The sequence below is a fragment of the Nesterenkonia rhizosphaerae genome, from assembly GCF_039544555.1.
GTDB lineage: Bacteria > Actinomycetota > Actinomycetes > Actinomycetales > Micrococcaceae > Nesterenkonia > Nesterenkonia rhizosphaerae.
Window position 1 is genome coordinate 882,624 of the sequence record NZ_BAABLW010000007.1, and the last position, 24,127, is coordinate 906,750.

21 protein-coding genes and 2 tRNA genes are annotated in these 24,127 nt (G+C 62.8%); 17 read left to right on the forward strand and 6 right to left on the reverse strand.

Annotation, left to right across the window (positions count from 1 at the left end; genetic code table 11):
- Nucleotides 1–41 precede the first annotated feature (41 nt).
- The 13 genes from ABEA23_RS09735 to nrdR all read left to right on the forward strand — a co-directional run bounded on the left by ABEA23_RS09735 (nucleotide 42) and on the right by nrdR (nucleotide 14,810).
- Nucleotides 42–1,148: a UDP-N-acetylglucosamine--N-acetylmuramyl-(pentapeptide) pyrophosphoryl-undecaprenol N-acetylglucosamine transferase gene (locus ABEA23_RS09735; protein WP_345477818.1), complete on the forward strand. Its 1,107-nt coding sequence runs from the start codon at nucleotides 42–44 to the stop codon at nucleotides 1,146–1,148.
- The gene (gene murC / locus ABEA23_RS09740) at nucleotides 1,145–2,611 is read left to right on the forward strand and encodes a UDP-N-acetylmuramate--L-alanine ligase (RefSeq protein WP_345477819.1); all 1,467 of its coding nucleotides are present in this window, start codon (nucleotides 1,145–1,147) and stop codon (nucleotides 2,609–2,611) included. Before ABEA23_RS09735 ends, murC begins: the two co-directional genes overlap by 4 nt.
- Nucleotides 2,604–3,416, forward strand: coding sequence for a cell division protein FtsQ/DivIB (locus tag ABEA23_RS09745; RefSeq protein WP_345477820.1), 813 nt, complete (start codon nucleotides 2,604–2,606; stop codon nucleotides 3,414–3,416). Before murC ends, ABEA23_RS09745 begins: the two co-directional genes overlap by 8 nt.
- A gap of 359 nt (nucleotides 3,417–3,775) precedes the next feature.
- Nucleotides 3,776–4,972, forward strand: coding sequence for a cell division protein FtsZ (gene ftsZ, locus ABEA23_RS09750; RefSeq protein WP_044492970.1), 1,197 nt, complete (start codon nucleotides 3,776–3,778; stop codon nucleotides 4,970–4,972).
- Nucleotides 4,973–5,127: 155 nt separating this feature from the next.
- On the forward strand, nucleotides 5,128–5,970 hold the full coding sequence (locus tag ABEA23_RS09755) for a purine nucleoside phosphorylase YfiH/LACC1 family protein (protein WP_345477821.1): 843 nt from the start codon (nucleotides 5,128–5,130) through the stop codon (nucleotides 5,968–5,970).
- Nucleotides 5,971–6,034: 64 nt separating this feature from the next.
- Nucleotides 6,035–6,763 carry a YggS family pyridoxal phosphate-dependent enzyme gene (locus tag ABEA23_RS09760; RefSeq protein ID WP_345477822.1) on the forward strand — a complete coding sequence of 243 codons (729 nt, stop codon included), beginning with the start codon at nucleotides 6,035–6,037 and terminating at the stop codon, nucleotides 6,761–6,763.
- A gap of 82 nt (nucleotides 6,764–6,845) precedes the next feature.
- On the forward strand, nucleotides 6,846–7,517 hold the full coding sequence (locus tag ABEA23_RS09765; RefSeq protein WP_345477823.1) for a cell division protein SepF: 672 nt from the start codon (nucleotides 6,846–6,848) through the stop codon (nucleotides 7,515–7,517).
- 30 nt (nucleotides 7,518–7,547) lie between these two features.
- Nucleotides 7,548–7,838 carry a YggT family protein gene (locus tag ABEA23_RS09770; protein ID WP_081652477.1) on the forward strand — a complete coding sequence of 97 codons (291 nt, stop codon included), beginning with the start codon at nucleotides 7,548–7,550 and terminating at the stop codon, nucleotides 7,836–7,838.
- Between the two features lie 137 nt (nucleotides 7,839–7,975).
- A complete protein-coding gene (locus ABEA23_RS09775) occupies nucleotides 7,976–8,917 on the forward strand; it encodes a DivIVA domain-containing protein (RefSeq protein WP_345477825.1) in 942 nt (313 codons plus the stop codon).
- Between the two features lie 30 nt (nucleotides 8,918–8,947).
- Entirely contained in the window at nucleotides 8,948–9,532 is a 585-nt protein-coding gene (locus ABEA23_RS09780) for a signal peptidase II (RefSeq protein WP_345477826.1), read from the forward strand.
- Complete coding sequence (locus tag ABEA23_RS09785) at nucleotides 9,525–10,589, forward strand: RluA family pseudouridine synthase (RefSeq protein ID WP_345477827.1); 1,065 nt, start codon at nucleotides 9,525–9,527, stop codon at nucleotides 10,587–10,589. Before ABEA23_RS09780 ends, ABEA23_RS09785 begins: the two co-directional genes overlap by 8 nt.
- 51 nt (nucleotides 10,590–10,640) lie before the next feature.
- On the forward strand, nucleotides 10,641–14,168 hold the full coding sequence (gene dnaE / locus ABEA23_RS09790; protein ID WP_345477828.1) for a DNA polymerase III subunit alpha: 3,528 nt from the start codon (nucleotides 10,641–10,643) through the stop codon (nucleotides 14,166–14,168).
- A gap of 144 nt (nucleotides 14,169–14,312) precedes the next feature.
- A complete protein-coding gene (nrdR, locus tag ABEA23_RS09795; protein WP_260072976.1) occupies nucleotides 14,313–14,810 on the forward strand; it encodes a transcriptional regulator NrdR in 498 nt (165 codons plus the stop codon).
- A gap of 175 nt (nucleotides 14,811–14,985) precedes the next feature.
- Here nrdR and rpe read toward each other — a convergent pair whose 3' ends face one another.
- From rpe to ABEA23_RS09820, 5 genes are read right to left on the reverse strand one after another with little or no spacing between them, the layout of a single operon-like run.
- Nucleotides 14,986–15,639 carry a ribulose-phosphate 3-epimerase gene (rpe, locus tag ABEA23_RS09800; RefSeq protein ID WP_345477829.1) on the reverse strand — a complete coding sequence of 218 codons (654 nt, stop codon included), beginning with the start codon at nucleotides 15,637–15,639 and terminating at the stop codon, nucleotides 14,986–14,988.
- Between the two features lie 19 nt (nucleotides 15,640–15,658).
- Nucleotides 15,659–17,293, reverse strand: coding sequence for an RsmB/NOP family class I SAM-dependent RNA methyltransferase (locus ABEA23_RS09805; protein ID WP_345477830.1), 1,635 nt, complete (start codon nucleotides 17,291–17,293; stop codon nucleotides 15,659–15,661).
- Nucleotides 17,290–18,282: a methionyl-tRNA formyltransferase gene (gene fmt, locus ABEA23_RS09810; protein ID WP_345477831.1), complete on the reverse strand. Its 993-nt coding sequence runs from the start codon at nucleotides 18,280–18,282 to the stop codon at nucleotides 17,290–17,292. The genes ABEA23_RS09805 and fmt overlap by 4 nt, the downstream gene beginning before the upstream one ends.
- Nucleotides 18,279–18,827 carry a peptide deformylase gene (gene def / locus ABEA23_RS09815; RefSeq protein WP_345477832.1) on the reverse strand — a complete coding sequence of 183 codons (549 nt, stop codon included), beginning with the start codon at nucleotides 18,825–18,827 and terminating at the stop codon, nucleotides 18,279–18,281. Before def ends, fmt begins: the two co-directional genes overlap by 4 nt.
- Before the next feature lie 4 nt (nucleotides 18,828–18,831).
- The gene (locus ABEA23_RS09820; RefSeq protein ID WP_345477833.1) at nucleotides 18,832–20,481 is read right to left on the reverse strand and encodes an HNH endonuclease signature motif containing protein; all 1,650 of its coding nucleotides are present in this window, start codon (nucleotides 20,479–20,481) and stop codon (nucleotides 18,832–18,834) included.
- Between the two features lie 487 nt (nucleotides 20,482–20,968).
- On the opposite strand from ABEA23_RS09820, the gene ABEA23_RS09825 reads away from it, so the two are divergent.
- Nucleotides 20,969–21,634, forward strand: a complete 666-nt coding sequence (locus ABEA23_RS09825) for a DUF6318 family protein (protein WP_345477834.1) — start codon at nucleotides 20,969–20,971, stop codon at nucleotides 21,632–21,634.
- Between the two features lie 495 nt (nucleotides 21,635–22,129).
- Nucleotides 22,130–22,786 carry a hypothetical protein gene (locus ABEA23_RS09830; protein WP_345477835.1) on the forward strand — a complete coding sequence of 219 codons (657 nt, stop codon included), beginning with the start codon at nucleotides 22,130–22,132 and terminating at the stop codon, nucleotides 22,784–22,786.
- 49 nt (nucleotides 22,787–22,835) lie between these two features.
- Here the strand turns inward: ABEA23_RS09830 and ABEA23_RS09835 are convergent, their stop codons facing one another.
- On the reverse strand, nucleotides 22,836–23,813 hold the full coding sequence (locus ABEA23_RS09835; RefSeq protein ID WP_345477836.1) for a cytochrome: 978 nt from the start codon (nucleotides 23,811–23,813) through the stop codon (nucleotides 22,836–22,838).
- Nucleotides 23,814–23,943: 130 nt separating this feature from the next.
- Between ABEA23_RS09835 and ABEA23_RS09840 the strand changes: the two genes are divergently transcribed.
- Both ABEA23_RS09840 and ABEA23_RS09845 read left to right on the forward strand, forming a co-directional pair.
- Nucleotides 23,944–24,017: transfer RNA gene (locus tag ABEA23_RS09840), tRNA-Gly, on the forward strand.
- Nucleotides 24,018–24,050: 33 nt separating this feature from the next.
- Nucleotides 24,051–24,121 (forward strand) — tRNA-Cys (locus ABEA23_RS09845).
- Nucleotides 24,122–24,127 lie beyond the last annotated feature (6 nt).

Sequence of the window (24,127 nt, forward strand, 5' to 3'; positions counted from 1 at the left end):
CCGAAGATCGTCGCTTAACACCCGAAGGAACCCCACACGCTATGAGCGCTCCCTCTGTCGTCCTCGCTGGAGGCGGCACTGCCGGACATATCAGCCCCATGCTGGCCATCGCTGAGGCGATCCACAGACTCGCCCCGCAGGCCCGCCAGTCCATGATCGGAACCCCCGCAGGCCTGGAGACCCGCCTCGTTCCGGAGGCCGGATACGAGCTGGACCTCATCGAGAAGGTTCCTTTTCCCCGCCGACCCACCCGGGATCTGCTGCGATTCCCGGGCCGTTTCCGTTCAGCGATCAACGCCGCCGGTGAGATCCTGGACCGCCGCGAGGCTGAGGTAGTGGTGGGTGTGGGTGGTTATGTCTGCACACCGGTGTATCTGGCAGCACGACGGCGCGGTATCCCGGTGGTACTGCACGAAGCCAATGCGCGACCGGGACTGGCCAATAAGTTGGGCAACCGGTTCAGCGCCTTCTCCGGGGTGGCTTTCGAGAACACTCCGCTGCGCGGTGCCGAGCATGTGGGGATGCCCATGGCTCAGGCCATCTCGCGTCTGGATCGTGATGCGGAGCGCGTGACTGCACGCCAGGCCCTTGGTCTGGATCCGCAGCGGCCCACCCTGGTGGTGACCGGGGGATCCTCCGGTGCACTGAACGTCAACCGAGCGCTGGCTTCTGCGCTGCCGGAGATTCTCAGCACCGGAGCCCAGATCCTGCACCTGACCGGCAGAGGCAAAGCCGTCACTGATGCCACTGGCGCGCCGCTGCGCGCTGAGCACTACCACCAGCGTGAGTATTTGGACGGAATGCACTTGGCCTATGCGGCTGCGGACCTGATCGTGGCGCGCGCCGGAGCGGCGACTGTCTGCGAGGTCGCCGCGGTGGGCCTGCCTGCGGTATTCGTCCCGCTGCCCATCGGCAACGGCGAGCAGGAGCTCAATGCTCGCGGCCTGGTGGACGCCGGAGGTGCCCTGCTGGTGAAGGACGAGCATTTCAGCAAGTCCTGGATCCGGCGCAATGTTCTGCCGTTGCTGAAGGACCCACGGCTGCTGCTGACCATGCAGCAGCACTCAGAAGCCTCCGGAATCGCTGATGCAGACGAGCGGATGGCCCGAGCGGCCCTGCACGCAGCAGGTGTGGAGGCCCAGGTATGAGCACCACTTCAGCGACTCAGGCCCCCGGTCCCCAGATCCCACCGTCACTTGCGGCCCTGGGGCGTGTCCATTTTCTGGGACTGGCAGGTGTCGGCGTCTCTGCCATCGCCCGGCTGATGCTGGCTGCCGGGGTGCCGATCTCCGGTACCGATGCCAAAGACCTCCCGGTCCTGCAGGAGTTCCGTGACGCCGGGGTGCCGGTGCGGGTGGGATACAGCGCGCAGAATCTTGCCTCTATTGAAGCTGAAACCGGAGAGCCGGTGACCACGGTCATCGCCTCATCCATTGCCAAGGAGGGCAACCCGGAGTACGACGCCGCCCGCGCCGCCGGTGCTGACATCCTGCACCGATCCCAAGGTCTGGCAGCGTGTATGGCCGATCAGCAGGCGATCGCGGTAGCCGGCACCCACGGGAAGACCACCACCTCATCGATGACGGCGGTGATGCTTGATCGTGCTGGGGTGCAGCCAAGTTTCGCCATCGGCGCCAATGTGGCAGGTTTCGGCACCAACGCTCAGGCGGGTGCGGGTCAGTGGTTCGTTGCTGAGGCCGATGAGTCCGATGGCTCCCTGCTCAATTACCGTCCGCGCATCGCGGTCATCACTAACGTCGAGCCTGACCACCTGGACCATTACGGCACTGCGGAGGCGGTGGAGCAGGTTTTTGTGGACTTCACCGAGCGGATCGAGGCCGGGGGAACGCTGGTGATCTGTGCCGACGACGACGGCGCAGCCGCCCTGCTGGAGAAGGTGCGGGAACCTCTTGCCTCACGAGATGTTCAGATCCTCAGCTATGGCACCGGGGATTCTGCCGATATTCGGCTGAGCGAGCTGGTGCCAGCAGGTACCGGGCTGCATGCAGTGCTCCGCCACGCCGACCGGCGCGCGGATCTGCAGTTGAAGGTGCCCGGTGTCCATAATGCGCTCAATGCTGCGGCCGCCGTCGGCGCGGGACTGGCGTCCGGGCTCAGGCTGGAGCAGGCGGCGGCAGCAGTGGCCGAATTCTCGGGAAGCTCACGGCGTTTTGAGCTGCGCGGTGAGGTCTCCGGCATTCGGGTCTATGACGACTACGCTCACCACCCCACCGAGGTGGCCGCGGTGCTGGCCGCAGCCCGGGCCGCAGCGGCCTACCAGCCTGACTCGTCATTCGAGCCCGGTCAGGTCCATGCGATCTTCCAGCCGCATCTGTTCAGCCGCACCCAGTCCTTCGCCGCAGAGTTCGGCGCGGCCCTTGAAGCTGCCGACACTGCTCTGGTGCTGGATATCTATCCGGCCCGTGAAGAGCCCATCGAAGGGGTCACCGCTGAGCTGTTGGGCCATCCGGTGCACAGCCCCGACTCCGCGGTAAGCGCAGTGGCCGCCGTCGCCCGTCCCGGGGATATCATCCTGACTATCGGTGCGGGGGATGTCACCCACCTGGGCACCGGCATTGTGCAGGCCCTGCGGGAGCGCACCGGTGGGTGAGCCCCGACGGGACAGTGGTGAGCCACGGGACAGTGGTGATCGACAGCACAGTGGTGATCATGAGCCGCTGTCCTTTCCGGAACCGGAGACGGTCACTGAGCGCCGGCGCCGACGTCGGGGATTGCTCATGCTCGGTGGGGCCTTCCTCGCGCTGGTGGCGACAGTGGCTACGCTCTATTTCTCCCCGCTGCTGGCACTGCGCAGCATCGAAGTCAGCGGTAACGACCTGCTGACTGATGCCCGGGCCCAGGAGTTGGTCGAGAGCTTCTACGGAGAGCCCCTGCCTCAGGTGAGCACAGCCGATATTCGGGCCGCTCTGGAGCAGGAGAACGTGGTGGCAGATGTGCACAGCAGGGCAGAGCTTCCGCATACCCTGCATGTGGAGATTCAGGAGCACCCGCCGGTGGCCGAGGTCCATGAAGACGAGGCCGTGCTGTTCTACAACGACGCCGGGGAGGTCATCCGAGAATTCCGCGGGACCCAGGTCATGGACGCTGAGGGTTACGCCACGCCCGAGGTGTCAGCAGAGGCGGCCCTGGAGGATGAGGCCGTCTTCGCTGCCATCGTCTCTGTGCTGGGTCAGTTGCCGGAATCAGCGCGGGAGCAGATGAGCGCGGCCTCTGCAGAATCGATCGACTCCGTTCAGCTCGAACTGGCAGATGAGCGAGTGGTGGTGTGGGGCTCCGATGACCGCGGTGAGGAAAAAGCGGCGGTACTGGAGGCGATCCTGGCCTCCAGCGCAGAGGACTTCGCTGAAGCCCAGATTATTGATATCTCCACGCCGTCCACGCCGGTTACCCGCTGATCGGGCGTCAGGGCTGTAGGGTGGGGCAAAACTGCATAGGCACCCGCGGCTGAGGAGGCCTCAACCCTCTAAGGTTCAAGTGCAACTTGAACGTTGCTGCAGGGTGTCCGGAACAGAAGAATGGCATGTGTCACGAAGGCTCCGGCTGCTTGTAAGGGCGGCCCGGGACGGAGTCACCGTGTGTGAAGGCGGGTTGGCCTGAACCGATGCATCCGCGAACTGCATCGGCTTAAGCCGCGGACCCCGCCAGAGCGCGGATTGACGGGCAAGGCAGTGAGGAGCCTCCCGGTCAGCAGCCTGTTCAGGGCAGCTGGGGTCTTCGTGCATTAAGACTTTCGAGAGCTAAGGGACAAACTCACGTGGCTACACCGAACAACTACCTGGCCGTGATCAAGGTCGTCGGCATCGGCGGCGGCGGTGTCAACGCCGTCAACCGCATGATCGAGGTGGGCCTGCGCGGCGTGGAGTTCATCGCCATCAACACTGACGCCCAGGCGCTGCTGATGTCCGATGCCGATGTGAAGCTTGACGTGGGACGCGAACTGACTCGCGGTCTGGGCGCCGGCGCCAACCCCGATGTGGGACGCCAGGCTGCCGAGGATCACGCAGAAGAGATCGAAGAGGTCCTGCGCGGGGCCGATATGGTCTTTGTCACCGCCGGCGAGGGCGGCGGCACCGGTACTGGTGGTGCGCCCGTCGTGGCACGTATCGCCCGGTCCCTGGGCGCGCTGACCATCGGCGTGGTGACCAGGCCGTTCACCTTCGAGGGCCGCCGTCGTGCCAGCTCCGCCGAATCCGGCATCGAAGCGCTGCGTGATGAGGTCGACACCCTCATTGTGATCCCGAATGACCGTCTGCTCTCCATCTCGGATAAGAATGTCTCGGTGCTGGATGCCTTCCGGTCAGCTGATCAGGTGCTGCTCTCCGGCGTGCAGGGCATCACCGACCTGATCACCACCCCGGGCCTGATCAACCTCGACTTCGCAGATGTGAAGTCGGTCATGCAGGGTGCAGGCTCGGCGCTGATGGGCATCGGCTCGGCGAACGGGGAAGACCGAGCCGTCAAAGCCGCAGAGCTGGCCATCGCCTCCCCGCTGCTGGAAGCCTCCATCGACGGCGCCCACGGTGTGTTGCTCTCCATCCAGGGCGGTTCTGATCTCGGCCTGTTCGAGATCAATGAGGCCGCCCGCCTGGTGCAGGAAGTGGCCCACCCAGAGGCCAACATCATCTTCGGTGCGGTGATCGATGACGCGCTGGGAGATGAAGCTCGGGTGACCGTTATCGCGGCCGGATTCGACCAGGTGGATGCCACCTCTCGCCCGGCGGCACCGCAGCAGGCCGCCCCTGCGCCGCAGCGTCCAGCGGTTCCGGTGGCCCCTGTAGCTGGTGCCACCGCACCAGCAGCTTCGGCAGCCTCCCAGGACACTGCACCGCAGCCGCGCATCTCCAGCCCGGCCCCCGCGGCCCGCTCCCAGGAGGAGATCCCGGAGATCATCGAGTCGGATTACACCGGCAAGAACGACGATGACCTGGACGTTCCTGATTTCCTGAAGTAGAAATAGGGCAACAGACTTACGGCGATAACCTTCCCATCGCGCACGGGGGTACCGCCTGCCGCTCCAGGCAGGGGTGCCCCCGTTCTGCATCCTTAGACCATCCTCGCCCTCCCGTTCCAGCCCCATGCGCCGCAGCGATGCGGGATACTGAAGCGGTGACGTCACAGCAGCCACCCGCAGAAACAGCGCCGGCAGGACCGGACCGAGGCAATGAGCCCTTCTGGTGGAGCGCTGATCATGGTCCGCTCAGACTGGCCTTCACCTCAACAGCTGCCGGCACCATGTCGTTGAACACCGGGGTCAACGGCGCTAAGAACCGGACCAGGGTCGAACAGCATATGAAGATCCCCCCGGGCTCGCTGAAGTTTCTGAACCAAGTGCATTCTGCGACGGTTCACAACGCCGCAGAGACACCGAGCGCAGAGACATCGACCACATCAACGCCGACCACAGATCACCACCCAGGAACAGATCATTTAGAAGCCCGGACCGTCTTGACTGGAGACGCCTGGATTTCTCCTGAGGCGGGGCAGCCGCTGGCGATCATGACCGCAGACTGCCTTCCGGTGCTTTTTGCCGCCACACGTGAACCATCAGCGCAGGGGCAGTCCGAATACCTCACCGCAGCTGCCCACGCCGGGCGGATCGGTCTGTTGGGCGGCGTATTGGAGAACACCGTCGCAGCACTGCGTGAGCACGGTGCGCAGCAGATCAGCGCGTGGATAGGCCCCGCTGCCTGCGGTGACTGCTACGAGGTACCGCAGCAGATGGTTGATGAACTGGCTGTGCAGCGACCCGCCCTGGCTTCCACCACCAGCTGGGGGACACCCGCACTGAATCTCAGGGCGGAGGCGGGCCGTGTCCTTGAAGCCGAGGGCGTCCTGGTCAGCGATATCTTCGGCTGCACCATAGAGGATGCGGCGCTGTATTCTCATCGCGGCAGCCAGCAGACAGGTGCCGCAGAGGGCCGCATTGCCGGACTGATCTGGCAGCGCTGAGTCGGTTGACACGCGCTCCACGGCCAGAGATTCCGTGCTGCACTGCGGAGATACACTGACCTGCGTGACAGATCCCCGGACAGATGAGCTCAGAGACCGACTTCAGCGCGTTCACCAACGAATCGAGACGGCCTGTGCTGCCACCGGCCGACTGGACCGTCCCGAGCTGATCGTTGTCACCAAGTACTTTCCGGCAGCAGATGTCCAGCGTCTCTACCAGCTGGGTGTGCGCCAGGTGGGAGAGAACAAGGACCAGGAAGCCGCAGCCAAGGCTGTCCATACCGCGATATCGACGGCGGGACTGAACTGGCACTTCATCGGACAGCTGCAGAGCAATAAAGCCAAATCCGTGGCGCGATACGCCTCCGCGGTGCATTCGGTAGACCGCAGCAAGCTGATCACTGCACTCTCTAAAGCTGCAGACCAGGCCCTGCAGGAGGGGCAGCGGACAGCCCCCTTGGACTGCTTGATCCAGGTGGACCTGCGCGAGCCCGGCGTCGACGACGGCAGGGGCGGAGCAGTCCCGGCTAAGGTGGAGGAACTGGCCGCCCAGATTGCTCAGGCTACAGGTCTGCAATTGAAAGGCCTCATGGCTGTCGCTCCGCTGGGGGAACCGGCCGAGCCTGCCTTCGACAGGCTGCAGCAGCTGGCCAGCAGCCTCCGCGGCGTACACCCGGAGGCGCACTGGATCTCAGCAGGTATGAGTCAGGATCTAGAAGCTGCGGTGGCAAGCGGGGCGACACACCTACGCATAGGACGCGATGTCCTCGGCTCGCGACCTTATCCCGGGTAATCTCTGAGTCACGCAGGTCGCCAGCGGTTATCCAATCGCCGCAGGGCCTGAAGCTAACCACAACCTTCCCCAGGAGAATCTCATGGCCGGCGCACTGAAGAAGACCATGATCTACCTCGGCTTGGCCGATGGTGATGACTATCAGGAGGAGAGCTTCGGCAACGAGGAGCGCTCCTCCGCCCGTGCAGAGAGCAGCTCCGAGCGAGCTGCAGCTTCCACCGGAGCACAGCCGCCGGCCTCGGCGCAGCAGACCAGCTCAGTGCGTGCCGCGCACTCCGGGCGCGCGACTGCCGCTCAGCCGACTGGCGCCGTCGTCTCCCTTGCTGATCGTGCCTCCAGTGCCGAGGAGCCGGAGAACACCACCGGTGCCTACAACCGTAGCAACCTGGCCGTGGACCCCGACTACCGGGCCCCCGTGACCCCTATTAAGCGTGCCCCCTCCTCCCGGGATGAGAGCTCAGAAATGCGTAAGATCACCACCGTCCACCCCCGCTCCTACAATGACGCGAAAGTCATTGGCGAGTCCTTCCGTGATGACATCCCGGTGATCATGAATGTCACGGAGATGGGGGAATCCGAGGCAAAGCGACTGGTGGACTTCGCTGCTGGCCTGGTCTTCGGTCTGGGCGGCTCCATCGAGCGGGTGACCAATAAGGTCTTCCTGCTGACTCCGAAGAACGTGGAGGTCCTCGCGGAGGAGCAGGCCGCTCCAGTGCCGGCTGAGGGCAGCGCCAAATTCTTCAACCAGTCCTGATTCGCTTCAGTTCGGGTAGCCTTTCCACCTGTGGACTTCTTCCTTGCACCGCTCTATCTGCTGCTGAGCATCTATCAGCTGATGCTGCTCATCCGGATCATCTTTGATATCACTCAGCAGTACGCCCGAAGCTGGCGTCCCAAGGGACTCGCGCTGATGCTCGCCATTGGCGTGTATTCAGTAACGGACCCGCCGATTAAGTTTGTCCAGCGTAAAATTCCGCCGCTGAACCTTGGCGGCATCTCCTTGGACATGGGCTTCATCATCGTCTTCCTGGCCGTTGTCATCCTGCAGCGCGTCCTGGTCGCCATCGCCTTCTGATTCGCGCGCCTAAGACGGCCTGAAGGCCTGAAACCCTGACTTGAAGGTTGAGGTCGAAGGCGAAAGTGCCTGATGGGTATTCTGTGCGATGACGCAATCCCGCCCGCTTGTACAGCCACTCGATGAGGTGACACCGCATGGCCCTGACACCCGAAGACCTCCTGAACAAGGAGTTCCCGGAGACCAAGTTCCGCCCCGGCTATGACAAGGACGAGGTCGACGACTTCCTCGATGAGGTCGTCGTTGAGTGGCGCCGGCTTCTCCAGGAGAATCAGGAGCTCGAGGCCAAGGTCGCCTCCCTCCAGGAGCAGCTGGACAACGATCCTCGCCACGTCGAGCCCGATGACCTCAACGACGCCGGACTCTCCGGCTACGCAGGTACCGCCGCCGAGGTGACCGGTACCGTTGACCGGATCACCGATGAAGACCCCTCGGAGTCCGGAGCGAGCGCCGAGCAGCCCGAGTACAAGGCTGACCCCAGCATCACCGCCTACCCGGAGTACGCGCTGGGTACCCGTCCCGCTCAGGAGCGCCCCAAGCCGGCGCCTGCAGCGTCCGGGGACGACGCCGCCTCTGCAGCTGGTGTGCTGGCCATGGCCCAGAAGCTTCACGACCAGTACGTCGCAGAGGGCGAGCAGACTCGTGCGCAGTACATCACCGAGGGTGAGCAGACTCGTACGCAGTACATCGCCGAGGGTGAGTCCAAGCGTGCTGAGCTGATCTCCGAGGGCGAGTCCAAGCGCGAAGAGCTCATCACCGAGGGCACCAGCAAGCGTGAGGAGCTCATCACTGAAGGTGAGCGCACCCGCGAGCAGTACATCACTGAGGCTGAGCGCAAGCGCACTGAGATTGTGACCGAGGCGGAGACCCGCGCGGAGAACATGATCGAAGAGGCCGAGCTGACCTCCACCCGGACTCTGAATGCGCTGGAGCGCAAGAAGTCCGAGCTGGAATCCCGCGTCAGTGAACTGACGGGCTTCGAGCGCGACTACCGTGCCCGCCTGAAGGACTACATCGAGGGCCAGCTCAACGAGCTGAACACTAAGGGTTCTATCGAGAAGGAAGCCACCGGCGCCTAAGCCGGATGACTATCACGTAGAATCGTGGGGATGTCCGAATCCCCCAAAACACCACGCCGCAGGGCCGCGATCCTCCTCGCAGGAGGCATCGCGGCCCTTGCCTTTGTTCTCGACCAGACCACCAAAGTGTGGGTCGAAACCACCATGACCCTGGGACAGCAGATTGATGTGCTCCCGCCGGTGCTCTATTGGCGCTACCACCTCAACCCCGGAGCTGCTTTCTCCATGGGCACCGACCACACCTGGATCTTCACCCTGATTCAAGCGGCGGTGCTGGTCTTCGCATTGGTGACGTTCCGTAAACTCGGCGGTTCCTGGCTCTGGGTACTGGGGTTGGGCGGGTTGGCCGGAGGAGTTGCGGGCAACCTCACCGACCGGCTGTTCCGGGCGCCGTCGTTGGTCGATGGCAGCTTCGTCAGCTTCGGACAGGGCCATGTGGTGGACTTCATCTCCGTCCCGCAGTTTGCGATCTTCAATATCGCCGACTCCTTCATCGTGTGCTCGATCATCCTGCTGTGCGCGCTGATGGTATTCGGGATCAACATGGACGGCAGCCGTGAAGCCAAGAAGCCCAAGAAGACTATGAACCAGGACGAGGCCAACACTCATGACTGAGCATTCCCGCGCTGAGACCTTTGATCAGACCACAGTGCCCGCTGACCAGATCACCGCGCCCGCTGACGAGCTCATCGAGGCCGACGACGCCGCTTACGGTCTCACCGACTTCACAGTCCCCGCAGAACTCCGCGGAAAGCGTGCCGACGCTGTCCTTGCCGGGCTGTGCGATATCTCTCGTACTGAGGCCGCCGCGTGGTTGCAGGACGGGCGGGTCGGCTGGGCGGAGGATCGGCCGCAGCACCATACGCAGGACAGCCGTGCCACCGGTGCGGTGGTGAAGAAGTCTGAGAAGCTGCCTGCAGGAGCCCGGATCACCGTAGACATCCCGGAGCCCAGTGACCCCAATGAGCTGAGGATCGAAGCCGTGCAAGACCTGGTACTGCTGCATGAGGACGCCGATATCGTCGTCGTCGATAAGCCTGTGGGTGTGGCGGCACACCCCTCACCGGGCTGGCGCGGCCCCACGGTAATCGGTGGACTGCTGGCTCAAGGCGTGGAGATCGCGACCTCAGGGGCCCAGGAACGCCGGGGCATTGTGCACCGCCTGGATGTGGGTACCTCCGGAATCATGGTGGTGGCCAAGACTGAGCGGGCCTACAGCGTGCTCAAGGACGCTTTCCGCAACCGTACGCCGAAGAAGACCTATCATGCGCTGGTGCAGGGACTGCCCGATCCGCACGAGGGCACCATTGATGCGCCCATCGGCCGGCACCCCGGGCATGACTGGCGCTTCGCCGTCGTCGACGATGGACGTGATGCGCGTACTCACTACACGCTGATCGAAGCCTATGGTCGGGCGAGTCTGATGAATGTGACTCTGGAGACCGGGAGAACTCACCAGATCCGCGTTCACTTCTCCGCCATGGGGCACCCCCTGGCCGGGGATCTCACTTATGGGGCCGACCCCTACCTGGCTTCCGAGCTGGGACTGACGCGTCAGTGGCTGCATGCGGTAGAGCTGGGCTTCAGCCATCCGGCATCGGGGGAGTGGGTCAGCTACCGTAGCGAGCACGCCAAGGATCTGACACAAGCACTTGACCTGCTTCATGATTAAGCAGCGCTTCCGGCGCGCAGCGATGTCAGAGACTCAGGGCATTCTGGAGGCATGATGAGCAAGGATTTTGTCCACCTGCACAATCACACCGAGTATTCGATGCTCGACGGCGCGGCCAAGCTTGACGAACTCTTCGAGCAGACCCGCGCTCAGGGAATGAAATCCCTGGCCACCACTGACCACGGGTTCATTTTCGGTGCCTACGACTTCTGGAAGAAGGCCAAACAGCACGACATCAAGCCGATCATCGGCGTCGAGGCCTATCTAACCCCTGGCACTCACCGCAGGGATAAGACCCGTGTGCGCTTCGGCGATGGTGTGGACGATGTCTCCGGCTCCGGTGCTTACACCCATATGACCATGTGGGCTGAAACCACCGCCGGTATGCACAACCTGTTCCGGGCCTCCTCACTGGCCTCCTTGGAAGGCCAGTTCTACAAGCCGCGTATGGACCGCGAGATTCTGCAGACCTATGGGAAGGGGATCATCGCCACCACCGGCTGCCCAGGTGGTGAGATTCAGACCCGCCTGCGGCAGGGCCAGTATGAGGAAGCCAAGCAGGCTGCGGCGGACTTCCGCGACATCCTGGGCAAGGACAACTTCTTCTGCGAGGTCATGGACCACGGCATCGAGGTGGAGAAGCGGGTCAAGCAGGACCTGCTGCGCCTGGCCAAGGAGATGAATCTCCCGCTGGTGGCCACCAATGACTTGCACTACACCCACGCCCATGACGCTAAGGCCCACGGGGCGCTGCTGTGCGTGCAGTCCAACTCCACCCTGGATGATCCCAAGCGCTTCAAGTTTGAATCCGAAGAGTTCTATCTGAAGTCCGCCGCGCAGATGCGAGATCTGTTCCGGGACTTCCCGGAGGCTTGCGACAACACGCTGTTGATCGCTGAGCGCTGCGAGGTCGAGTTCAACGAATCCGCCTCCTATATGCCGCGATTCCCCGTGCCGGATGGGGAATCGGAGCAGTCCTGGTTCGTCAAGGAAGTGGAGAAGGGGCTTCACTACCGCTATCCGCAGGGCATCCCCGATGAGGTTCGTAAGCAGGCTGAGTACGAGATCGGCGTCATCACCCAGATGGGTTTCCCCGGGTACTTCCTGGTGGTGGCCGACTTCATCAACTGGGCAAAGGAGAACAGGATCCGGGTGGGTCCCGGACGTGGTTCCGGTGCAGGCTCCATGGTGGCCTATGCGATGCGCATCACTGACCTGGACCCACTGCAGCACGGTCTGATCTTCGAACGCTTCCTGAACCCTGACCGTGTCTCCATGCCCGACTTCGACGTCGACTTCGATGATCGTCGCCGCTCCGAAGTGATCCGCTATGTGGTGGACAAATACGGTGACGAGCGGGTGGCGATGATCGTCACCTACGGCACCATCAAATCCAAGCAGGCGCTGAAGGACGCAGCACGTGTGATGGGGGAGCCCTTCGCCACCGGTGAGCGGCTGACCAAGGCGATGCCGCCGGACGCCCAGGGCAAGCCGATGCCGCTGGGGGACATCTTCAATGAGAAGTCCAAGCGCTATGCCGAGGCCGGTGAGATGCGCGAGACCGTGGAGAACGATCCGCGGCTGAAAGAGATCTTTGATCTGGCCACCGGTCTGGAGGGACTGAAGCGGCAGTGGGGTGTGCACGCCGCCGGCGTCATCATGTCCTCGGACCCGCTGATCGACATCATCCCGCTGATGAAGCGTGAGCAGGATGGCGCCATCATCACTCAGTTCGACTACCCCACCTGTGAAACCCTGGGCCTGATCAAGATGGACTTCCTGGGGCTGCGAAACCTCACGATCATCTCCGATGCTCTGGAGAACGTGAAGCTCAATAAGGGTGTGGAGATCGATCTTGAGACTCTCCACCTGGAAGACCGGCCCTCCTATGAGCTGCTGGCCCGCGGTGACACTCTGGGCGTGTTCCAGCTCGACGGCGGGCCCATGCGTGCCCTGCTGCGGCAGATGCGTCCGGATAACTTCGAAGATATTTCCGCGACCATCGCGCTCTACCGACCGGGGCCGATGGGCGCCAACTCCCATACCAACTACGCGCTGCGCAAGAATGGGCTGCAGGAGATCACCCCGATCCACCCTGAGCTGGAAGAGTCGCTGGCTGAGATTCTGGACACCACCTATGGTCTGATCGTGTACCAGGAGCAGGTCATGGCGATCGCGCAGAAGGTGGCGGGATACTCGCTGGGCCAAGCAGATCTGCTGCGCCGCGCAATGGGCAAGAAGAAGAAAGAGGTCCTGGATAAGGAGTATGTCCCCTTCTCTGAGGGTATGAAGACCAACGGTTACTCCGATGAGGCCATTAAAACGCTCTGGGATATTTTGGTTCCCTTCTCCGAGTATGCGTTTAATAAGGCTCACTCTGCCGCTTATGGTCTGATCGCGTATTGGACTGCGTATCTGAAGGCGAACTACCCGGCGGAGTACATGGCAGCGCTGCTGACCTCGGTCGGTGAGAACCGTGACAAGCTGGCGATGTACCTTTCCGAGTGCCGCCGCATGGGTATCACGGTGACACCACCGAGCATCAATGAGTCCGAGCTGACCTTCACACCTGTCGGTGATGAGACCATTCGCTTCGGCATGGGCGCGGTGCGCAATGTGGGTGCCAATGTGGTGGCTGGCATGGTGGAGGCCCGCACCGAGCAGGGAGCGTATGAGTCCCTGAGTGACTTCTTCAAAAAAGTGCCGCTGCATGTCTGCAATAAGCGCACCATCGAATCGCTGATCAAGGCCGGCGGCTTTGATGAGCTGGGGCATACGCGCCGTTCACTAGTGGCGGTGCATGAGCAGGCCATCGATCAAGCAGTGAAGAAGAAGAAGGACTCGCTGCAGTACGAGACCGATATCTTCGGGGCGATGTCCACTGGGGACGACGGCATGGAGGACTTTGATGCCGTGCAGGTGCCCCAGCTTCCGGAGTGGGATAAGAAGGACAAGCTCGCCTTCGAGCGCGAAATGCTCGGACTCTATGTTTCAGATCATCCCCTCCAGGGCCTTGAGCGCACGCTGAGTCAGCATGCGGATCGGTCTATCGCCTCGGTCATGGGTGAAGAAGGCCCGCCGGATGGCGCAATCGTCACCATCTGCGGCATGATCACCGCCCTGGAACGCCGGGTCGCTAAGTCGGGCAATCCTTATGCCCGCGCCGCAGTGGAGGATATGGTCGGTTCCATCGAAGTGATGTTCTTCGGCAAGACCTACCAGGCGGTGTCTATGGTCCTGGCCGAGGACCTGATCGTCTCGATTAAGGGGCAGGTGGACCGCCGCGACGACGGCGGGGTGGTCCTCAAGGCCATGGATGTCACAGTCCCGGAGATCACCGAGGACGGTGTGACCGGCCCGGTGGTGGTGTCGATGCCGGTGCAGAAGGCCACCGAGAAGATCGTCACGGAACTGGGGCAGACCTTGAAGGCCCATGCCGGCAATGCTGATATGCATATCAAGTTGGTCTATCCGGATAAGTACGAGCTGATCCGGGTAGAGAACTTCCGGGTGAATCCCTCGCCGTCGCTCTATGGAGATCTGAAGGTCATTCTCGGCCCCACCTGCCTGGAGACTTGAGCTGGCCTCAATAGCGGCTCTCGCGGGGGGAACTGCATCGCTCCAGTACTAGATGTAGTGCTAGTGGGTTTGTTGGGCCCAATATGTAGTGCGTAGACTGGTGTCCTGAGGGGAGAGGAGGCCCCTCCAGACAGGAGATAAAAAGTGCACTGCCCCTATTGCCGTCACGATGCCTCACGCGTGGTGGATTCCCGCACACTGGAAGACGGGTCCGGTATTCGCCGTCGTCGTCAGTGCCCTCAGTGCTCCAAGCGCTTCACCACGGTGGAAACCACCTCCCTCAGCGTGATCAAGCGCTCGGGAGCAGCTGAACCGTTTGACCGCTCCAAGGTCATCAACGGTGTCCGCAAAGCCTGCCAGGGCCGCCCCGTCTCCAATGACGACCTCGCTGTGCTGGCTCAGGAGGTTGAGGAAGCCATCCGTGCCTCCGGCAACGCTGAAGTAGACGCCAACGACGTCGGCCTGGCCATTCTGGGACCGCTGAAGCGTCTGGATGTGGTGGCGTATATGCGCTTCGCTTCCGTGTACCGCGGATTCGAGAATCTCGATGATTTTGAGGCGGCCATCCAGGAGTTGCGCCACGAGGAGCTGCAGCCAACCGCGGCGCCGAAGGTGGTCCAGCCGCGATTCGGCTTCCGCTGATTTCCCCGGGGCTGAATCCTGGGAGGTGCGAGGGCCGCACAAGACCGCAGTTTCGGGTAGACTGGCGAGCACACCGGCGGTGGTCTCTTCAGGGGAAGGTTGAGACCGCCGCCGGTTTTCGCTGTCCGGACCAGCCTCAGCCGCACCTACGACGTAGCGGTGAGGCGGGGAGCGGTTAACTTCCTCGAATAAGCTTGCGCAGTTGCGCGATGGCCGCGTCGGGGTCCGCGGCCGAATAGACGGCGGAGCCTGCAACGAAGGTGTCCGCCCCCGCTTCGGCGGCACGGAGAATGGTGTCCCGGTTGATGCCCCCGTCGACCTGGATAGCAACCGTGCCTCCGAGGTCGTCTGCTGCCTGCCGTGCGGCCGTGATCTTCGGCAGCATCGCTTCCATAAACGACTGGCCGCCGAAGCCCGGTTCTACGGTCATGATCAGTAGCATGTCCAGCTCGCTGAGGATCTCCAGGTGGGGTTCCAGCTCGGTCCCGGGTTTGACGGCCATAGCCGCTTTCGACCCGTGGGAGCGCAGAATGCGAGCCAGCTCTTTGGGACGTGCGGCGGCCTCGATGTGGAAGGTCACGGACTCGCAACCGGCCTCAGAATATTCCGGCGCCCAGCGGTCAGCGTCGTCGATCATCAGATGGATGTCCAGGGGAAGGTCGGTGGCCTCACGGATGGCTTTCACTACCGGCAGTCCCAGGGTGAGGTTGGGAACAAAGTGGTTGTCCATCACGTCCACATGGACGGCATCGGCGCTGCTGATGCGCTGGAGTTCGGCGGCAAGGTTGGCAAAGTCGGCGCTGAGGATGCTGGGATGAATCGAAGTCACGTCTCTGATCCTAGATGCGTCAGTCTGGCTTCTTCTGCAGCAGTGCGAAGAACATAGCGTCAGTTCCGTGGATATGCGGCCACAGCTGCACAGTCTTGGCGATGACGGGGTTGGAGTTGGCCGAGGTGGTCGAGCGTGTCTCTTCGAGCAGCTTCTGTCCTTGGGGAAGTGCCACTGCAGCCATGGGCTCGTGGGCGTCGAGCAGCTGCAGTTCGGAGTGTCGGCGTAGCAGGTCTTCCACCTGAGCGATGGTTTCAGCTGCATGTGGGGAGCAGGTGACGTAGGCCAGCAGGCCCTCCGGCGCGAGGACGGCGACGGCGGCGTCGAGTAGGTCCTCCTGCAGGACAGTCAGCTCGGCGAGGCCACTGGGTTTGCGCCGCCACCGGGACTCGGGACGGCGCCGCAGGGCGCCCAGACCTGTGCAGGGGGCATCGATGAGGATGCGGTCGAAAGGCTGCTCGGGCGTGTAGAACTCGGGGTCTGAACTGAGCGTGCGGCCATCGCCTGTTCGCACGCTCCAGGCCGAGGGGTCGACGGCGGCCAGGGCCTTGGTCACCAGTTCAGCACGGTGTGGGGCAGGCTCATTGGCGGTGAGAGTCACGCCGTACTCAGCAGCGATCGCTCCGAGTAGAGCGGCTTTGCCGCCGGGCCCGGCGCAGAGATCCAGCCAGCGTTCTGCTGGTTGTACGGCTGGTTCGGTCAGCGCTTGAGCGATCCATTGCGAGCCGATGTCCTGGACGCGCAGCTGACCTTCGCGGACTCCTTCGAGGCGGCCGATATCTCCGCCGCGGAAGATCGCGGCGCCTTCGACGAGCTCCGAGGGGGTGGCTCCTGCGGTGACGGCTGATTTCAAGTGATGGGGGCCGGCGTCGCCGTGAAGTCCGGGCAGGCCGACCAGATGGACTTCCGGGGCGGCGTTGTCGGATTCAAGGAGCGCTTCGATGTCTTCGGCACGTCCGCGCAGCTTCAGCGATTGTCTGAGGGCGCGAACCACCCAGGAGGGATGGGCATGCCGCAGGCCGAGGGCGTCGTCGCCGGTGGAGTTTTCGGCGATGACGTCCAGCCACTGGTCACGGGTCTTCTCCGCGACACGTCGCAGGACCGCGTTGACCAGGCCGGAGGGGCCGGCACCGATTTGATCGCGGACTAGGGCTACCGTCTCGTTGACGGCGGCATGGGTATTGACCCGCATCGCCAGCAGCTGATGTGCCCCTAGCCGCAGCGCGTCGAGGATTGGTGGGTCGAGTTTGCTGAGTTCCCGGTCTACGCACCTGGAGAGCACAGCATCATAGGTGCCTTCTGAGCGCAGGGCGCCGTAGGTGAGTTCGGTGGCGAATCCGGCGTCGCGCTTATCGAGCTTGGCGCGGCGGATCTCTGCAGGAAGGACAAGGTTGGCGTAAGCATCGTCGCGGGAGACCGCGCGCAGTACCTGGAACGCCGCTAGGCGGGCAGGGTCCGAGCGGCGGCTGCGGGCCGAGGGAGCGTTCTTGCTGAATTGACGCCCAGATTGGCGGCTGGATCGGCCGCTCTGTTCGCCACGAGAGCCTGCGGCGCTGTGCTCGGAAGCGCTGCGGCTGCCGCGGTTGCGCTGACGTCCTTTGGCGTTTCTACGTTCGCCCTCGTGGGGGCTCTGGTTCCGGTGTGATTCGCTCATGCTGCGCTTCCTAAGGTGACGGTGCCTTGTTGGCCGCGGAACCAGTCAGCGGCGTTCATCATTGCTTTACCGGCGGGCTGGACTTGGGTCAGGACAACCCCGCGTGCGTCTCCTGCAGTGAGCACAATTAGGGAGTCTCCCGGCGCGCGGTCCGAGATCGCTTGCAGTACACGTCCGGGGGTGGCGTCTGGAGAGAGGTCGCCGTGGTAGAGCCTGGTGGGACCAAGTTTGAGGCGGTTTTCGCCATTGAGGGTCCAGGCGCCGGGCTCGGGGATGGTCGCGTTGATGCGGTTGACCAGCTGTTCTGCCGGTTCGCTGGGGTCGATGTAGGCGTCTTCGCGTGTGAGTTTCGGGGCGTGGCTGGGGGTGCCCTGCTGGCGTACTGGTTGTGAGTTGCCTGCCAGGAGGTCCGGGAGCAGTTTGGTGAGCAACGAGGTCCCAAGGGTCGTCAGTTCGGTCAGGACCGTCCCTGCAGAGGTGGCTTCGGGAATGGTGTATTCGGCGCTGGCGTGGACCGGGCCGGTGTCCATTCCGGCTTCAAGCTGGAAGATTGTGGCGGCCGTGGTGGCTTCGCCGTTGAGCATGGCGTGTTGCACGGGGGCGGCGCCGCGGTACTGCGGCAGCCGTGAGTAGTGCAGGTTGACCCAGCCCAGCGGCAGCGCCTCCAGCGCGGGCTGCGGCAGCAGGGCACCATAGGCAACGACGATGCCGAGCCGGGCTCCAGTCTGCTGGACCTGATTAGTGATGTCTGCGTCGACTTTGGCGGTTTTAATGGTCGGAATTCCGGCTTCCTCTGCAGCCTGCGCAACGGGCGAGGGGGTCAGTTGTTTTTTTCTGCCCACAGGGGCGTCGGGCCGAGTGAGGACAGCTGTGACGTTGTAGCCGGCGGCAATGATTCCACGCAGAGCTTGTGCGGCGATCTCGGGGGTGCCGGCGAACAGGATTGGGGTGCTGGTGGGTTGTGCGGGGTGAGTAGCAGATTCGGTCATGCAGGGTTCCCTTCACGCAGTGCACGCATGGCAGTCTTGCGGTGATCGCCTTCGAGTCGGTCCAGGAAGAGTTTGCCGTCAAGGTGGTCGAGTTCATGCTGGAAGCAGGCTGCGAGGAGGCCGTCGGCTTGGATCCGCAGTGGTTCTCCTGCCCTGTCGTAACCGGTGAGAACCACGTGGGGGTGGCGTTTGACCGGACCGTAAATCCCGCCGCGTACGGATAGGCAGCCTTCACGAAGTATGGCGTCTTCTTCAGTGGGTGCTTGGCGGGGGACAAATGCTGGTTCGCCCATCAGCTGGAGCTCCGGGTTGATGACTGCGCCCTGGTGCCCTTCTACGTCCCAGGTGAAGATGCGAAGGTTGACGCCTACCTGTGGTGCTGCGATTCCGATTCCGCCGGCGTCTTTGTTGGTGGCCTCCATATCCTGAATGAGTTGCTGGATACGGGGTTCTGGGGTTGCGGTATTCAGTGGCACAGCCGTTGAGGGTGTGCGCAGGACGGGGTCACCGATCATGCGGATGGGCAGCACAGGCATGGGGGACATTCTCTCATCTGTGGCGTGAGCCTGATGCGGTGTTGGTGATTCGGTGCTGGGATTCTGCGGTGCGCGGTATCAGCGTTTCCGCAGTTGCGCGGTGGATTCCAGATCCGGGTTGTGTGATCAGAACATCGAATCCTGCTGTCTTGATCCGATGATGACGCCGGCATAGCGCCTGGAGGTTGTCCCCGCGGGTGGGGCCTTCAGGATGCGGCTGGACGTGGTCAATATCGCAGTTCTCTGCAGGTACCGTACAGCCGGGTACCTGGCATGTGCCGTCCCGGAACCAGATGGCTTGGCGCAGCCGTTCAGGTGGGAACCGTCCGAGGTACTGGTGGGAGAGCGTGTCATATTCCTGAGCGGACGGCCCAAGTGGAGGTGGGTCTTTGCGTTGAAAATTGTCCTGGTGGTGCGGTGTAACGCGGAGCTCATGCCAAGTGGTGACTACTGCCGGATCCTTAATGAGGTTTAGCGCAGCCTCGGCTGGCAGGGTGTGGCTACGGTCGCGGCTTATTGCTGGATGGTTTGATTCCCCGGTGAGAGTTTCTTCTGCCACCAAAAGACCAATGTGGGCGTCAATGGTGATCGCGGATTCGGAGCGGCCGTTCAGGATCCAGGCGCTGAGCTGATCTGCCGCGCGCTGGGCCAGAGTACGTGTGTCGCCGTCGTGATAGGTAGTGGGAAGCGACTCGGCGGTGAGCGATTCCGGGCTCGGGGGCAGGCTCACGATGGTGGGCTCCTCCGGGGTTTTCGGTGTGCCCCCACGCAGCGGTTCTCCTGTCCAGATGTCCCGCGGCGTAGTCAGACCGCGGTAGGCGGCGATGCACTCCCGTATGTGAGCTTTGCGAGTAGCGGAGGCACTCAGGGCTGCGGTGATGGGGTCGTAGGGAACTGGTTGTTGGGGCGACCGAGCTACTGCGTCAAGGCGTCGCTTAATGGCTACCGCTGTGGGGGTGGGTAGGAGAGCGCTGAACCAGGACATGTTCTCGAAGTCATCTGCGGGGCGAACGGAGACGGTTCTCTGATCGAGTTCCCGCTGGCAGCGGTCTGCTGCATTTTCTGGTTCGGCCACGGCCGTGAACCGAGTGAGCCAGCGTTCCAGTTCGCGTGGACGGTGATGCTCTGCGTATTCGGGTGCTAGGGCATCGAGGTCGGCGCGGGATGACTTGTCGCAGAGCCTGTCACGGCTGGTCCGGGAAATACGGCTCAGTGCGGTGCTGGTGATTTTTCCTGAAAGGAACGCTTGCCAGACGTTGGGGAGGGCTGTTCTGGCGTGGGAGGAAGCGCTGAAGAGCGCTGAGGCGCGGTACTCAGAGGTGCGCATTGCCCGGGCTGCGTAGAGGAGTGCGGCGGATTCATCAGTTCTAGCTTCGCGATGCTCTTGTTTCTTCAAGGCGCTGGCACTCTGGTCCATCCCAAGGCTTATGAAGTCCTGGTAGCGCCGCTCGCGTTCATCGGCGCGAGTCCGGCAGAAGGCCTGGACATAGTCGACGAGTATTGAGACCTGGTGGGCTTCAGCACGTCTTACGGTCATTTCGGCCTCCCATAGCTCGGTTGGAGCAGATGGTTGTGCCGAAGAGGGGCAGGCCTGGTCGGACACGCTGTTCTGGCCGACACGCAGGTCCGCGTGCCGCAGCGACTGAGCTAGTTTCGTGTCCATGATTCGATTATATGTTCTAATCCAGTGGTCTGACAAGGGTTCATAGAAGAAAGATTCGAATAGTCTGGTCCGGTTTCCGTCCTGGCAGTTTGATTGCGTTTAGCCCCAGGTCAGCGGTCTCACTCCCCTGACGGGCGACCTATGCACGGTCGTAGCTTTTATCCACAGGCGGGATTTGACCCTGGTCACAAGGAGCAGGGCTTATTACCGTGGGGAGCGGACGGTAGGGGCGGAGCTGTTGGTGCCCCCGAGGAGCAGATGGTGGGCAGACCGTGCCAGACGGTTTGCGGAACGGGTGTATCGGCAAATGGTTGACGGGACATGGGTGCAGAACAAGGTTGCGGCTGCCGAAAGGTCGAAGGGCAGAGGCCGACACGGGTCGTGGTTTCGCCGTTCACCGGGGCGTGGCGGCGCCGGGCTCGGAATGATCGGGCTTCTCGTCCTGAGCGCGTGCTCAGGTGCGGATGGCGCGGAAGGCTGCGAGCCGATGCAGAACGCCCCACACCTTTGTGCTGATGGCAGTGAGAATCCCGAGGCCGCATCTCAGGCCGAGGTTAGTGCTAGGGAAGCGGCGGAGGGAGATGGTCAGGGAGCCGCCAGCAGTGATCCTGCAGCCGAAGATTCGGAAGTGAACGATGGCGATGACACCACGCCGGTACCCGCATCCTCCGAAGGGCCAGCCCAGAACTGGCCTGTTCCCGATCCGCCCGATGAGATATACGACCCCACCGAAGAGGGGGCAGAGGCGGCTCTGCGGCACTGGGTGGAGGTGCGGGCATACTCGCGAAACACTGGGGACACGGAACCTCTGGAGGGCGCTTCTAGCAGCGAGTGCAGAGTCTGCGAATCGCAAATTGACAATATTGACGGAATGTACGAAAGGGGCTGGTTTGTTCAAGAGCCGGACGAGTTTGTAGGTGTCTGGGTGCGCCCGATGGAATGGGACGGTCTAACCGATCAAGCGGAGGCCGTGTTTCGTGTAATTGAGAACGACTATGAAGGTTATTGGGACGGCGAACTGGCATTCGAAGAGGCGGGCGCTGGAGAAGGGGCGTGGCACTCGCTGCTCGTGTTCGAAGAGGGTTCCTGGAAGGTCGGTGAGCTGGCATTCTTAGGCTCAGATGAGGAGACTGCTCCTGGTGGAGAGGAGTGAGCCGTGGATTCTTCGCATTTCGTCACAGGTGTTGTTCTGTCAGTGGCACTTATTTGGTCGCCAACTGTCCCCGCGTTCGGCAGCGAGAGTCATAATGGCGAAGCCGAGCGGTTCTCGGGTAGCTGGAGGGATGACGCGGCGGAAGTCTGGTCAAGCACTGATGTCGAATCCGTGAGGCGCTACCCGCGCAGCGTGGAGCGGGAGCCAGGGTCGACAGGAGAAAGTGGTGGCGAACGAGTCCGGCAAATAGAGCATCCAAGTCGCTCTACGGGCTCATTGGAAAATCGAAGCATCCCTCACAATGAAAATACTCCGGGGGACAGGCTCTCAGGACTCCTCTCCAACCGTAACTTTTGCACAAACAGCGGCGCATCCGACCCTTCCTGTTGGGATCTTCTACCGCGAGACTGCCCTGTGGGGTTCCTCATCGGAGGCTTGGCAGCGGGTGGGCCTGCGGAATGTCCGTCTACCGACGAAGAACCTGTCGAGCTTGCGGTGGCCCCGCCTGCCCCTGATCAAACCGAAGTTGCTGAGGAGATTCCGGCTCATGAACTGGTCTACACAACCGTCGTTGACGAGTTCTCCCGCTTGCCGATCGATGGCGGTCGCGTCGCCTTTGAAGAGCAGCTTCAGGGATTCGGGTACATCAACCGTCACACGAATGTCTTTGCCGATGTAGAAACACAGACGCTCACCGAAGAGCTCCTGGGTCACACAGTGCAGATCCGCGCTATCCCCGTGGAGTACACCTTCGACTACGGCGACGGCACCGTTCGAACCACCAGCCGTGCAGGGGAATCTGCCGCACACTTCGCAGAGACAAACAACAGCATCAACCTCACCGACGCCGAGACTCCCACCAGTCACATCTACTCATCCACCGGCGTCTACCCTGTCCAAGTCACCACCAGATTCATCGGGGAGTTCCAAGTCGAGGACTCCGGCTGGATTGCCATCCCCGGCAGTACCACCGCAGCGGCCTCACCCGGTGAGGCTGACATCTGGCGCACCAGCCAGCGCCTGGTCTCCGGGGCCTGTCGCGACGCCGCCGACTACGGCTGCAACGGGCCGTTCACCATCGAACCCGGGGACCGACCTCCGGCCATCTACCAGGACCGCTACGACGAGGACGGGAACTGGCTCGGCCGCTGACTCACGGCCCCGTTCGCTACTCCATTCGCTACTCCGTTCACGGCTCCACTCACAGTCCCGGCCACCGGTCCGCCCGGCGCGCTCCACTATCGGTATCTGCACCAGGTCCCGCCAGCTGCATATCACCAGAGGCCTGGGCAGGGGGCGTCACTGCACCAACCCCAGCGCCAGCCGGCGGCGGGCCAATCGGCCGCAACGCGCGGCCGGTCTCCGTCACTGCCCGAGAGTGCTCCCACACCTGCCGCAATGCCCAGAACTTACGCCAGTGCGCCCGCAGCCCACCGGGGCTAGCCTGCACCGGCACTACCTCAGCCTCAGAAATCGCCACCGCAAGAAGCATCGCGTCCTCACCGCCGGCCCCCTGCCCGTAAGCCCAGGGGGACCACGTTCCCGCCACCGGATCCACCAGCATCTCTTCAGCCCGCAACCCGGCCACCAACTGCATCACCACCGACTCGCTCAGCGGCTTAGCCCGCCCGTCGCGAGTCAGCCCCTTCGTCTTGAAATCGATCAAACACAGCCGTCCGCCGATCTCCGCCACCAGATCCAACGTCCCGGCATAACCCACTGTGTGATTCCACACAGTGGTCTCCGCCGCAATCGGGCGCACCCCATAGAGCTGCCACCACTCATCAAACCGATCGGCGAAACGCGCATCACCGTGCTCAGCCAGAACCCGCCGGGCGCCGTCGGGATCCGCTCCCGGCGCGCCCAGTGCTGCAAGAGAAACCTGCTCAGCATAGGCATGGACACGGTCCCCGCGCGCGGCCGCCGCGTCCCGGAAGCGCTCCGCCGCCGAGGACGCCTCCCTCGCCAATCCGCGAAGAGTCGGCGCAGAACCCACTGCACCCGGCAGTCGTGGATCATTCACCAGCTCTGTGGCGGCCATATGCCCCGCCCACCCGGTCATATCCTTCGCCTCCTGGGCGATCACCGTGGTGATGGAGGGAACTTCGGGGGCAGATGAGAGCGAACGCGAGTACATCCGGCCGAACTCAGTGGCGTGGGCAAGTCGTGGATCCGTCATAAGAAATCCAGTCTGACACGAGCCTCGGACATCCTTGTGAATCCGGGGCTCAGCCCGCCGATTGGACTCTCAGGTGACATGTAGGTTAGAGTTTCATGTCGTCGAAACGCCCAAAAAGCGCCGACGAAATGCGGATGTAGCTCAGCTGGCTAGAGCATCACCTTGCCATGGTGAGGGTCGCGAGTTCGAATCTCGTCATCCGCTCGCAGGAAGGGACACTGAGCCCGGTAGAACCCTGGTGGGGTGGCCGAGTGGTGAGGCAGCGGCCTGCAAAGCCGTATACGCGGGTTCGATTCCCGTCCCCACCTCGCAAG